This window comes from Cellulomonas algicola (assembly GCF_019024305.1).
GTDB lineage: Bacteria > Actinomycetota > Actinomycetes > Actinomycetales > Cellulomonadaceae > Cellulomonas > Cellulomonas algicola.
The window spans coordinates 1-12,402 of sequence record NZ_JAHKSJ010000004.1; the positions used below are offsets into that span (position 1 = coordinate 1).

The 12,402-nt window shown below is 76.4% G+C and carries 9 protein-coding genes; all 9 read left to right on the top strand.

Features of this window, described 5'->3' with window-relative positions; all coding sequences use genetic code 11:
• A partial coding sequence (locus KOV94_RS03985) for a class III lanthionine synthetase LanKC N-terminal domain-containing protein (protein WP_443623167.1) occupies positions 1–3,265 on the top strand: 3,265 nt, incomplete at its 5' end.
• Entirely contained in the window at positions 3,262–3,801 is a 540-nt protein-coding gene (locus KOV94_RS03990; protein ID WP_218051287.1) for a hypothetical protein, read from the top strand. The genes KOV94_RS03985 and KOV94_RS03990, both read left to right, overlap by 4 nt.
• Before the next feature lie 160 nt (positions 3,802–3,961).
• Entirely contained in the window at positions 3,962–4,183 is a 222-nt protein-coding gene (locus tag KOV94_RS03995; protein WP_218051288.1) for a hypothetical protein, read from the top strand.
• The gene (locus tag KOV94_RS04000) at positions 4,180–4,272 is read left to right on the top strand and encodes a potassium-transporting ATPase subunit F (RefSeq protein WP_124343991.1); all 93 of its coding nucleotides are present in this window, start codon (positions 4,180–4,182) and stop codon (positions 4,270–4,272) included. Before KOV94_RS03995 ends, KOV94_RS04000 begins: the two co-directional genes overlap by 4 nt.
• Positions 4,269–5,930 carry a potassium-transporting ATPase subunit KdpA gene (kdpA, locus tag KOV94_RS04005; protein WP_218051289.1) on the top strand — a complete coding sequence of 554 codons (1,662 nt, stop codon included), beginning with the start codon at positions 4,269–4,271 and terminating at the stop codon, positions 5,928–5,930. Before KOV94_RS04000 ends, kdpA begins: the two co-directional genes overlap by 4 nt.
• On the top strand, positions 5,927–8,062 hold the full coding sequence (gene kdpB, locus KOV94_RS04010; RefSeq protein ID WP_218051290.1) for a potassium-transporting ATPase subunit KdpB: 2,136 nt from the start codon (positions 5,927–5,929) through the stop codon (positions 8,060–8,062). The genes kdpA and kdpB overlap by 4 nt, the downstream gene beginning before the upstream one ends.
• Positions 8,062–8,730 carry a potassium-transporting ATPase subunit KdpC gene (gene kdpC / locus KOV94_RS04015; protein ID WP_218051291.1) on the top strand — a complete coding sequence of 223 codons (669 nt, stop codon included), beginning with the start codon at positions 8,062–8,064 and terminating at the stop codon, positions 8,728–8,730. The genes kdpB and kdpC overlap by 1 nt, the downstream gene beginning before the upstream one ends.
• A complete protein-coding gene (locus tag KOV94_RS04020) occupies positions 8,727–11,531 on the top strand; it encodes a DUF4118 domain-containing protein (protein ID WP_308160358.1) in 2,805 nt (934 codons plus the stop codon). The genes kdpC and KOV94_RS04020 overlap by 4 nt, the downstream gene beginning before the upstream one ends.
• Positions 11,531–12,235 (top strand): response regulator, encoded by a 705-nt coding sequence (locus tag KOV94_RS04025; RefSeq protein WP_124341540.1) that lies wholly within the window; start codon positions 11,531–11,533, stop codon positions 12,233–12,235. The genes KOV94_RS04020 and KOV94_RS04025 overlap by 1 nt, the downstream gene beginning before the upstream one ends.
• Positions 12,236–12,402 lie beyond the last annotated feature (167 nt).

Below are 12,402 nucleotides of genomic sequence, written 5' to 3' on the forward strand. Positions count from 1 at the left end.
CGGCGCGCGTGCGCCGGTGCCGGCCCTGCGCGCGCGTCAGGTGCTCGCGCTGCAGCGGCTCGCGGGGAACGCGGCGGCCACCGCTGCCGTGGCGGGGGCGCCCGCGCGCACCGGGCCGGACACGGCGGTCATCGACCGTGAGCTGGCGGAGGCGACGTCGGCACCGGGCGTCTCGGCCCGGACGAACGACGACGGGCGGCACCTCCTCGTGCCCGACGCGCCGCCCGTACCGGCCCCGCCGCTGCCGGACGCGGTCGCGAAGCCGCCCGGCGGGGCGGGCGCGGCCACGGGCACGCCATCCGCCGGCCCGACGGCGGCGGGCGGCCCCGGGGCGGCGGCACCCGGGGGCGCTGGTGCGGCGACGCAGGCGGGCGGGACCTCGGCCCAGGCAGGCGGCCCTCCGGCGGGTGCCGCGACCGCGGCGGGGGCCGTCGCGCAGGCGGGGGCGGCAGGTAGGGCGGGTCCCGCGAGCGCGGCCCGTGGCGGTCGTGAGCCGGGCGAGGCGCGCGGCGGTGCACCCGACGCCGCGGGTCCGGTCGCGGGCGCGCCTGGTGTCGCGAGCACGCTCGACGCCGCCGTCGCACCGCCCGCACCCGACGCGCTGGCCGCCCAGCTCCCCGCGGAGCCGACGGCCGAGGCGGTCGCGCAGGACGAGGCGGACCAGCGCGCGCCCGAGGAGAAGGCCGCCGAGGCCGCGGCGCTCACGGCGGGCGTCCGGGCGACGGCCGACGAGCGGCGGACACGCGTCGCGGCGGACGCCACGGACCACCGGACGCAGGTCGGGGCGGGTGCGGCGGCCCGACGGGCGGACCTCGCGACGCGGCTCGCGGCGGCGCTCGCCGACGTGACCGCGCGCACGACGGCGGCCCGCGCCCGGCTCACGACGCAGGCCGCGCAGGCCCGGGCGGCGGTGCGTGAGGGCGTCGCGGCGGACGTCGCGGCGGTCCGGCAGGCGACCGCGGGGTCGGTCGCGGAGGCCCGTCAGGGGTTCACGACGCGGCGCACGGCGCTGACGCAGGCGGTCGAGGCGGAGGTGGCGCGCGCGCAGGCGGCGGTCGACGCCGAGGCGGCCCGCGGCGTCGCGGCCATGGAGTCGGCGGCGGTCGACTGCGAGCAGGCGGGCGAGCGCGAGGCGTCCCGGTACCGGGATCCGGACGACCCCGGTCCCGAGCAGCGCGAGGCCGCCCGCCGGGTCGGCCGGGAGAGCGCCGCCGACATCCGGGCGAAGAAGGCGGGGCTGCGCCCCGAGCTCGCGTCCAAGGCCGCCGAGCACGTCGAGCGCGTCCGGACGTACGTCGCGACGGTCACCGGACAGCTGAGCGAGGCCGAGACGTCGCTCGTCACGGAGCTCGAGCGCAGCGGGCGTGAGGCGGAGGAGCGCGCGCAGGAGGGGCTCACGGGCGGCCTCGCGGCGGTCGACCGGCGCCTGGAGGCGGACGTGGCGGCGGTGACCGCGGCCGGTGACGCGACCCGGCGCGAGCTCACGGGTGTCGGCGCCAGGCTGACCAGGACGCTCGACGCGGACGCCGCGGCGGCCGACGACGAGCTCGCCGCGTCGGGCCGTGCGCTCGACCAGGAGATCGACCACGGCGCGACGGAGACGACGACGGTCCTGGCGCAGCAGGCGGCGCCGTTCCTGCCCGGCGTACGGGAGCAGGTCGCGGCGGCCACGACGCAGGGCGACGCGGTCGAGACCGCAGGGCGTTCAGGCATGGCGGCCGCGGCCGGGTCCGCGGGCGGGCGGTTCGACGCGACCGTGCAGGCGTTCGCGGCGGCTGCGGGCGCGGCCGCGCAGGCGGTCGACGCACGGTTCGCGCAGGTCGCCGACGGGTTCACGGCGGCGACCGACGCGACGCTCGCGGCCCGGCAGGAGGAGTCGGCGCGGTCGCTCGAGGAGCTGCGCGGCCGGCAGCGGCGCCTGGTCGACGGGCTGCTCGCGGAGGCCGACCGGACGTGCGCCGACGCGCGCGCCGAGCTCACGCGCATGGGTGGCGAGAACCAGCGGGCGACCCGCGAGGCGACGGACCGCGCGGTCGAGGAAGCCGTGAAGCCCAAGACGGACGACGTCAACACCCGGGCGCACGAGGCGGCCGAGCAGGTCGACGAGGGGTTCTGGGCGGGCCTGGGACGCGCCGTCTGGAAGCTCGCGGTCGGCCTCGTCGTGCTCGTCGTGGTCGCGCTCGTCGTCGCCGCGATCGCCGCCGCGTTCGGCGTGATCCTCACCGCGTGGACCGCCGTCATGATCGCAGGCGCGCTGCTGCTCACGGCGTCGCTCGTGCTCGCGCTCGTGCACCGGCTGGGCCAGCGCGAGCTGCAGGGGCGGCCCGTCACCGCGGTCCTCGTCGCGCTCGCCGACACCGTGGGCGTCACGGGCATCTACGAGGGCATCGGCGGGCACGACATCGTCACGGGCGCCGAGATCAACGTGGCCGACCGCACCGAGCGCGGGATCCTCGGCGCCGTCACGCTCGTCGGCCTGATCTTCGGGGCGCGCTCGGCGATCAAGGGCCCGCCCGGCGGCACCTTCACGCAGCCCGTCGGCTCGGTGCCCGGCTTCGGCGCGATGGGTGCCGGTGCGCGGGCCGTCGCGGGTGCGCGGTCGGTCGCGGGCGAGCTCGCCGGGCTGGTCGGACGCGGCGCGAAGGCCGTCAAGGAGTGGTGGAACCGTCCCCGCACGCCCGAGCCCGAGCCCGTGCCCCCGACGCAGCCGGCGGAGCCCGTCCGGTTCGGCCGGACCGAGGACGGGTACCACGCCGACCGCATCTTCATGGACTGGCTCAGCCACGAGATCCCGCCCGAGGGCTGGAAGCTGCACGTGAGCGCGACCCCCGAGTCCGCGGCCGCGACCGCGGAGGCCGTCCTGCCCGTCCTGCGCCGCATGGGCGTCAACCACAAGGTGGTCGGGTCGCCCGAGCAGCTGGCCTCGATGGGCGGTGGCCAGCAGGGTAAGTTCATCACGATCTACCCGGACACCCCCGCGCAGGCCCGCGCGATCGTGTCCACGCTCGACAGCGTCCTCGCAGGTCGCGGTTCGGGTCCCGCGGTCGCCGGTGAGGCGCCCGTCGGCGGCTCGGGGGTCGTCTACAGCCGGTACGGCGGCTTCACCAAGGGCACCGTGACCGACCCGGCGACGGGCCTCGAGGTGGCGGACCAGCGCGGCCAGATCTGCCCGCCGTGGATCGAGAACATCTGGGCCACCCCGGCGCGGTCCGTGCCGGTGCCGGTCCGACCGGTCCCGGCCGAGGACAGGGACGAGGAGCAGTGACGACGACGACCCCCGCGTTCCCGCCCGTGTCTCCCGCGGTCCTCGACCGGACGGCGCGCGAGGCGGACGCCGCGGCGTGGCTCGCCGACGTCGACGCGTGGCGCGACCGTGCGCGGGCCTGGGTGCGCGACGACGCGGCCGCGGCCGGGGTCTCCGCGCCGCTGCGCGGCGTCCTCGCGGGGGCGCTCGCGGTCGGCGGCGACCCGACGGTGCCGTCGGTCTACGTCGTGCGGGGGTTCCCGCCCGACGGTCTCGACCCCGAGCTGCGGGCGTGGGCGGTGCTCGTGTGGCGGTCGTGGCTCGTCGACTACCTGTCGGACGTGTGGGACACCGTCGGCGGCGACCTCACCCCCGCCGAGTGCGCGCTCGTCGTCGACGAGCTGCTGACGCCCGCCGGCCTCGCAGGCACGTCCGTCTGCCTCGACTGCCTCCAGCCGCTGCGGGACCGCCCCGCGGACGCGGCCGCGCACGCCGCGGTGTGCCCGGTCCGGACCGCCCGGGCCCGCACGGGGACGGAGCGCCCGTCGCCCTGGTGACGACGAGGCCCGTCAAGGTCGCGCACGGCACCGTCAAGGAACCGTCAGGACCGGCCGCCGCGCCCGTGCGGCGGCGTAGACCTGCGGGTGCGGCCCCTCCCGAGGACCGCCGGCCGTTCGTGACGAGCGACCGCACGTCCTCCCGAAGGTGTGATCCCTCGTGGCCGACCTGGCCCTCGTCGCGCTCACCGTGGTGTTCTTCGCCGCGGTCGCGCTCGTCGCCCGACGCGCGGACCGCGCGCCCGCGCTCCCCGCCGACCTCCCGCCCGGCACGACCGGCACGTCCCGCACGTCCCGCACGTCTAGCACGTCTCGTACGTCGGGCACGTCCGCCGACGGACCCGTCGGGCCGCCCGCCGACCGAGCGGGGGACCGCGCGTGAACGGCCTCGACGTCGCGGCGCTCGTCGTCGCCGCCGCGCTGCTCGTCTACCTCGTCGTGCAGCTGCTGCGCGCCGACAAGGTCCGGTGAGCGCGGTGACCACCGTCCTCCAGGTCGGGCTCGTCGTCGTGGTCCTCGCGGCCGCGCACCGCCCGCTCGGTGCGTACCTCGCGCGCGTCTTCACCTCCCGCAGGCACCTCGCCGTCGAGCGCGCCGGGTACCGCGTCATGCGCGTCGACCCCGACGCCGAGCAGCGGTGGAGCACCTACCTCGTGTCGCTCCTCGGTTTCTCGCTCGCGTCCGTGCTGGTGCTGTTCGGGCTGGCCCGGCTCCAGGACCGGCTGCCGCTGTCGGTCGGCGCGCGCCCGATGGACCCCGCGGGGGCGTGGAACACCGCCGTCTCGTTCGTGACCAACACCAACTGGCAGTGGTACTCGGGTGAGACCGCCGCCGGTCACCTGCTCCAGATGGCCGGGCTCGCGGTGCAGAACTTCGTGTCGGCCGCCGTCGGGCTCGCGGTCGCGGTCGCGCTGATCCGCGGCTTCGCGCGGTCCGGGACGGACGCGCGCGTCGGCAACTTCTGGTCCGACCTCGTCCGCGGCTCCGTGCGGGTCCTGCTGCCGCTCGCGTTCGTCGCGGCGCTCGCGCTCGTCGCGGGCGGCGTGATCCAGAACCTGCACGCGCCGACCGAGGTCACGACCCTGGCCGGCGGCACCCAGCACGTGCTCGGCGGACCTGTCGCGTCGCAGGAGGCGATCAAGCAGCTCGGCACCAACGGCGGCGGGTTCTTCAACGCCAACTCGGCGCACCCGTTCGAGAACCCGACGCCGTGGACGAGCGCCCTCCAGGTCGTGCTCATGCTGCTCGTCCCGCTCTCGCTGCCGCGCGCGTTCGGCCTCATGGTCGGGGACCGCCGCCAGGGCTGGGCGGTGCTCGCCACGATGGGCGTGCTCTGGGCCGGCTCGGTCGCGCTGCTGACCTGGGCCGAGACCGCCGGACCGGGGCTCGCGCCCGCCGCCGCCGGTGCTGCGCTGGAGGGCAAGGAGACGCGGTTCGGCGCGGCCGCGTCCGCGCTGTTCGCCGCGTCCACGACCGGCACGTCGACCGGCGCCGTCAACGCGATGCACGACTCGCTCACCGCACCCGGCGGCGGCGTCACGCTCGTCAACATGCTGCTCGGCGAGGTCGCGCCCGGCGGCGTCGGCAGCGGGCTCTACGGGCTGCTCGTCCTCGCGATCGTCGCGGTCTTCCTCGCCGGGCTCATGGTCGGGCGCACGCCCGAGTACCTCGGCAAGAAGATCGGGCGGCAGGAGATCACGCTCGTCGCGCTCGTCGTCCTCACCATGCCCGCCGTCGTCCTGGTCGGCACCGCGTTCGCGGTCGCAGTGCCCGCGGGGCAGGCCGGCATCCAGGAGGCCGGCCCGCACGGGCTGTCCGAGGTGCTGTACGCGTTCGCGTCCGCCGGCAACAACAACGGGTCGGCGTTCGGCGGGCTCACCAGCGGCACGCCCTTCTACCAGGTGCTGCTGGGCCTCGCGATGCTCGTCGGCCGGTTCGTGCCGATCGCGCTCGTCCTCGCGCTCGCCGGGCGGCTCGCGTCGCAGCGGACCGTGCCCGCCGGGTCCGGGACGCTGCCGACGCACGGCCCCCTGTTCGTCGGGCTGCTCGTGAGCGTCACCCTCGTCGTCGTGGCGCTCACCTTCGTCCCCGTCCTGTCCCTCGGTCCCGTCGTGGAGTCCCTGTCATGAGCACCACCCTGACCCCGGCCCGCCCGGCCGGGCCGTCCACCGGTACGCCGCCGCACCGCGGTGCTCCTGCGTCCGCGCTGTCGGGCCGCCAGCTGATCGCCGCCCTGCCCGCCGCGCTGCGCGGCCTCGACCCGCGGCGGCTGTGGGACGCGCCCGTGGTGCTCGTCGTCGAGGTCGGCGCCGCGTTCACGACCGTCCTCGCCGCGCTCGACCCGTCCGTCTTCGCCTGGGCCGTCGCCCTGTGGCTCTGGGCCACCGTCGTGTTCGCGACGCTCGCCGAGGCCGTCGCCGAGGGGCGCGGCAAGGCGCAGGCGGCGAGCCTGCGGGCGACGCAGCGGCAGACGACCGCGCGGCGCGTCGTCGGCGGCGCGGGAGTCGTCTCGTCGGGGGCCGTCGACGGTCCGCCGACCGAGGAGGTGCCGTCGTCGGCGCTGCGCGTCGGGGACGTCGTCGTGGTCGCGGCGGGGGAGACGATCCCGTCCGACGGCGACGTCGTCGAGGGCGTCGCGTCCGTCGACGAGTCGGCCATCACCGGCGAGTCCGCGCCCGTGATCCGCGAGTCGGGCGGCGACCGGTCCGCCGTCACGGGCGGCACGGTCGTGCTGTCCGACCGGATCGTCGTGCGCATCACCGCGCAGCCCGGGCAGACGTTCGTCGACCGGATGATCGCGCTCGTCGAGGGGTCGGCGCGGCAGAAGACGCCCAACGAGGTCGCGCTCAACGTGCTCCTCACGACGCTGACGATCGTGTTCCTGCTGGCCGTCGTGACGCTCCAGCCGTTCGCCACGTACAGCGGCGCGACGCAGGACCTCGTCGTGCTCGTCGCGCTGCTGGTCTGCCTGATCCCGACGACGATCGGTGCGCTGCTGTCGGCGATCGGCATCGCGGGCATGGACCGGCTCGTGCGGCGCAACGTGCTCGCGATGTCGGGGCGGGCCGTCGAGGCCGCGGGCGACGTGGACGTGCTGCTGCTCGACAAGACCGGCACGATCACGCTCGGCAACCGGCAGGCCGCCGACCTGCTGCCCGCAGCGGGAGTCACGCCGGAGAGCCTGGCCGACGCGGCCCAGCTGTCGTCGATGGCCGACGAGACGCCCGAGGGCCGCTCGGTGCTCGTGCTGGTCAAGGAGCGGTTCGGCCTGCGCGCGCGACCCGAGGGCGACCTGGTCGACGCGGTGCTCGTGCCCTTCACGGCACGGACGCGCATGAGCGGGGTGGACCTGCCGGGCGCCGACCGACGGGTCCGCAAGGGCGCCGCCGCGGCCGTCACGCACTGGGTGCGCTCGACCGGCGGGCACGCGGGTGCCGACGTCGCGGCCACCGTCGACGCCATCTCCGCGTCGGGCGGGACGCCGCTCGTCGTCGCCGAGCAGGTCGGCTCGTCGCCCGCGCGCGTGCTCGGCGTGATCCATCTCAAGGACGTCGTCAAGGAGGGCATGCGCGAGCGGTTCGACGCGCTGCGCGCCATGGGCATCCGCACCGTCATGGTCACCGGGGACAACCCGCTGACCGCCCGGGCCATCGCCGCTGAGGCCGGCGTCGACGACGTGCTCGCCGAGGCCACGCCCGAGGACAAGCTCGCGCTCATCCGGCGCGAGCAGCAGGGCGGGCGGCTCGTCGCCATGGCCGGTGACGGCACCAACGACGCGCCCGCCCTCGCGCAGGCCGACGTCGGCGTCGCCATGAACACCGGCACGACCGCCGCCAAGGAGGCGGGGAACATGGTCGACCTCGACTCCAACCCGACGAAGCTCATCGAGATCGTCGAGATCGGCAAGCAGCTGCTCCTCACGCGCGGGGCGCTCACCACGTTCTCGATCGCGAACGACGTCGCGAAGTACTTCGCGATCCTCCCCGCGATGTTCGTCGGCGCGTTCCCGCAGCTCGACGTGCTCAACGTCATGCGGCTGCACTCGCCCGAGTCGGCGATCCTCTCCGCGGTCGTGTTCAACGCGCTCGTCATCGTCGCGCTCCTGCCGCTCGCGCTGCGCGGCGTCGGGTACCGACCCGCGTCGGCGTCCGCGATGCTCCGCCGCAACCTCCTCGTCTACGGCGTCGGCGGGCTCGTCGCGCCGTTCGTCGGGATCAAGATCATCGACCTCGTCCTCTCGCTGCTCCCCGGGATCGCCTGATGTCCACGCTCACCTCGCCCGCCCCCGCCGCCCTCCCGTCCGCCACGTCGGGGCGGCCCGCCACCGTCGTCCCGTTCGTGCGGCAGACCCTCGCCGGCCTGCGCGTGCTGCTCGTCCTCACCGTCCTGCTCGGCGTCGCCTACCCGCTCGCCGTCACCGGCGTCACGCAGGTCGCGCTCGGCTGGCGGGCCGACGGGTCACTCGTCGCGGCCGACGGGTCGCACGTGCGGGCCGCGTCGGACGCCGTCGGGTCCGCCCTCGTCGGGCAGTCCTTCGACGGGCCCCGTTGGTTCCAGCCGCGTCCGTCCGTCGCGGGCGACGGGTACGACACGCTCGCGTCAGGCGGGTCCAACCTCGGGCCGAACAACCCCGACCTGGTCGGGGAGATCGACGCGCGCCGGGCCGCGGTCGCGGAGCGCGAGGGCGTCGACCCGGCGTCCGTCCCGCCCGACGCCGTCACGGCGTCCGGGTCCGGGCTCGACCCCGACGTCTCGCCCGCGTACGCGCGGCTGCAGGTCGCGCGCGTCGCCCGCGAGAACGGGCTGCCCGTCGCCGACGTCGCGGCCCTCGTGGAGCGCTCAATCGTCGGACGTGACCTCGGGTTCCTCGGCGAGCCGCGCGTGAGCGTGCTGCGCCTCAACCTGGCGCTGCGGACAATGGGCTCGTGACCAGCCCGGACGGCGCCGCGCGTCCCGACCCCGCACCGGGGCCGGGGCGCGCACGGCCCGTGCCGGGTGCCGACGGGTCGCGGTCGGACACCGGTACCCCGCCGGCGCCCCCGGCACCCGCCGCGCCCGGCGCGCGGCGCGGGCGCCTCACCGTCTACCTGGGCGCCGCACCCGGCGTCGGCAAGACGTACGCGATGCTCGACGAGGCGCACCGGCGCCTGTCGCGCGGCACCGACGTGGTCGTCGGGCTCGTCGAGACGCACGGCCGCCTCGGCACCGCCGCGCTGCTCGACGGCCTCGAGGTCGTCCCGCGCCGCACGATCGCCTACCGGGGTCAGGACCTCACCGAGCTCGACGTCGCCGCCGTGGTCGCCCGCCGGCCGCAGGTCGCGATGGTCGACGAGCTCGCGCACACCAACGTCCCCGGCGCAGGCCACCCGAAGCGCTGGCAGGACGTCCACGACCTGCTCGACGCGGGGATCGACGTCGTCACCACCGTCAACGTGCAGCACCTCGAGTCGCTCAACGACGACGTCGAGGCCATCACCGGCATCCGCCAGCGCGAGACCGTTCCCGACGAGGTCGTGCGCGCCGCCGACCAGATCCAGCTCGTCGACCTGCCGCCGCAGGCGCTGCGTCGCCGCCTCGCGCACGGGAACGTCTACCGGGCCGAGCAGGTCGACGCGTCGCTGTCGTCGTACTTCCGCGTCGGCAACCTCACCGCGCTGCGCGAGCTCGCGCTGCTGTGGCTCGCCGACCGCGTCGACGACGCCCTCACCGACTACCGCCGCGACCACCGCATCGACGCGCCGTGGCCCGCGCGCGAGCGCATCGTCGTCGCCGTCACCGGCGGTTCGGAGAGCGACACCCTCCTCCGCCGCGGCGCCCGGATCGCGCAGCGCGCCGCCGGGTCCGAGCTGCTCGCGGTGCACGTCCTCGCGACCGACGGCCTCCCGAGCGCCGGTCCCGCGCGCATCGCCGAGCAGCGTCGGCTCGTCGAGTCGTTGGGCGGCACGTTCCACACGGTCGTGGGGGAGGACGTCGCGACCGCCGTCGTCGACTTCGCGCGCGGCGTCAACGCGACCATGGTCGTCGTCGGGGTGTCGCGGCGGCCGCGCTGGCGCGAGGCGCTGTCCGACAGCACCGGGACGTCGATCGCGCGCATGGCGGGGGCCGTCGACGTGCACCTCGTCACGCACGAGCGCGCGCGGTCCGGACGGTTGTCGGTGCGGCGACGGTCGCCGCTGTCCCGGGCCCGCCGCGTGGCGGGGTGGCTGCTGGCCGTCGTCGGTCCGGTCGCCTTGACCGCAGTCCTCTCCGCGCTCGACGGCGGAGTGACCCTCGCGACCGACCTCATGCTGTTCCTCGCGCTCACCGTCGGCGTCGCGCTCGTCGGCGGGCTCTGGCCGGCCGTCGTCAGCGCCGTCGCCGGCTTCGTGCTGCTCAACTGGTTCTTCACCCTGCCGACCGGCCGGCTCACGATCGCGCAGCCCGAGAACGCGTTCGCCCTCGTGGTGTTCGTGCTCGTCGCCGCGGGCGTCGCGTCCGTCGTCGACCAGGCCGCCCGCCGCAGCGCCGAGGCGTTCCGCGCCCGCGCCGAGGCCTCGACCCTCGCGTCCGTCACGCGCGCCGTCCTCACCGGCGAGGACACCGCCGACGCCCTCGTCGCCCGCCTCCGCGAGACGTTCACCCTCCGCGCGGTCTCCCTGCTCGAACGATCCGCGGACGGTCCGATCGGCGGTCCGGTGCCCACAAGCGACTCAGGCGACGTCGACGCGTCCGACGGCGGTCCTCGACGTGTCGGACGCGCGGGGTGGGTCGTTCTCGCGTCGGACGGCGCTCAGCCGCCGACGTCGCCCGACGACGCGTCCGCGGTCGTCACGGTCGACGACGCCCGGGTGCTCGCGCTCGACGGGCGCGTCCTGCCCGCGTCCGACCGGCGCGTGCTCGACGCGTTCGCCTCGCAGGTCGGTGCCGTCCTCGAGCAGACGCGCCTGCGCCGCGCGGCCGAGCAGGCCCGCGTCCTCGAGCAGGCCGACGCGACCCGCACCGCGCTGCTCGCCGCCGTCTCGCACGACCTCCGCACCCCGCTCGCGACGATCCGCGCGTCCGTCGACGCCCTCACCGCGAGCAACCTGCACCTCGCCGCCGCCGACCGCGCCGCGCTCGTCGACACCCTGGGCGACGCCACCGGCCGCCTCGAACGTCTCATCGACAACTTGCTCGACCTGTCCCGCCTCGCGACCGGCTCCGTCGCCCCCGTGCTGCGCGACGCGTCGCTCGACGAGATCGTCCCCCTCGCCGTCGAGGGCTACCCGCACGACGCGGTCCGCCTCGACCTGCCCGAGACCCTGCCGCTCGTCCGCACCGACCCCGGCCTCCTCGAACGCGTCGTCGCGAACCTCGTCTCCAACGCCGTTCGCCACGCCCCCGCGGGCACGGCCGTCGTCGTCACCGCGTCCCCGGTCGGCGCGGACCTGGTGCTGCGCGTCGTCGACACCGGCCCCGGCCTGCCCGACGACTCGAAGGAGCGCATGTTCGAACCGTTCCAGCGTCTCGGCGACACCACCGGCACCGGGTTGGGGCTCGGCCTCGCGGTCGCGTCGGGCCTCGCGACGGCCGTCGGCGCCGACCTCCACGCCGAGGACACCCCGGGCGGCGGCCTCACCATGGTCCTCGTGCTGCCCCTCGCCGACGCCCCCGCCACCGCGTCCGCGCGCGCCGACGCCGCCGAGCCCACGCCCGGCCGCCCCACCCCCGACGCGGACCTGCCCCCGACCACCGACGCGGACGCGACCTGATGACCGACGAGCCGACCCGCCCGGGCGCCCACGTCCTCGTCGTCGACGACGAGCCCGGCCTCGCGCACGCCCTCGCGATCACGCTGCGCGCCTCCGGCTGGCAGGTGACGACCGCCGCCGACGGCGCCCACGCCCTGTCCGCCGCCGCGCACCACCGACCCGACGTGGTCCTCCTCGACCTGGGCCTGCCCGACATGAGCGGCCTCGACGTCATCACCGCCCTGCGCGCGTGGACGCGCGTGCCGATCGTCGTCCTGTCCGCGCGCCAGCACGGCGAGGACAAGGTCGACGCCCTCGACGCCGGCGCCGACGACTACGTGACCAAGCCCTTCGCGATGAACGAGCTCCTCGCGCGCCTGCGCGCCGCCGTCCGCCGCGCCGCCGTCCCCGACGACCCGGGCGAGGCAGTCGTCACCGCCGGCGACCTGACGATCGACCTGGCCCGCGCCCGCGTCCTGCGCGACGGCACCGAGGTCCGCCTCACGCCGACCGAGTGGGCGATGCTCGAGGTCCTCGTCCGCAACCGCGGCCGCCTGGTGTCCCGCCGCCAGCTCCTCCAAGACGTGTGGGGCCCGGGGTACTCCGACGAGACCCACTACCTGCGCGTCTACTCCGCCCAGCTCCGCCGCAAGCTCGAGGCCGACCCGTCGCACCCCCGCCACGTCATCACCCACCCAGGCCTGGGCTACACCTTCGAACCCTGAGGCACGACCCGCGTCGCCTTGGCGACACGGGGTGTCCCGGTTCTCACCCGTCGGCTTGCGGGCCGCCTACCTGCCCGTTCGCGCGTGCGGTCGGGCGCCGACCCGGTGCTGACCACCGTTCGTGGGCCTAGATGTACTGACCACGACCGTTGTTGACGTAGCGAGAG

What these genes read in the sequence shown, in the direction of transcription:
- kdpB (WP_218051290.1), top strand. Translation starts at nt 5,927, where the DNA reads ATGAGCACCACCCTGACCCCGGCCCGCCCGGCCGGGCCGTCCACCGGT.
- kdpC (WP_218051291.1), top strand. Translation starts at nt 8,062, where the DNA reads ATGTCCACGCTCACCTCGCCCGCCCCCGCCGCCCTCCCGTCCGCCACG.
- KOV94_RS04025 (WP_124341540.1), top strand. Translation starts at nt 11,531, where the DNA reads ATGACCGACGAGCCGACCCGCCCGGGCGCCCACGTCCTCGTCGTCGAC.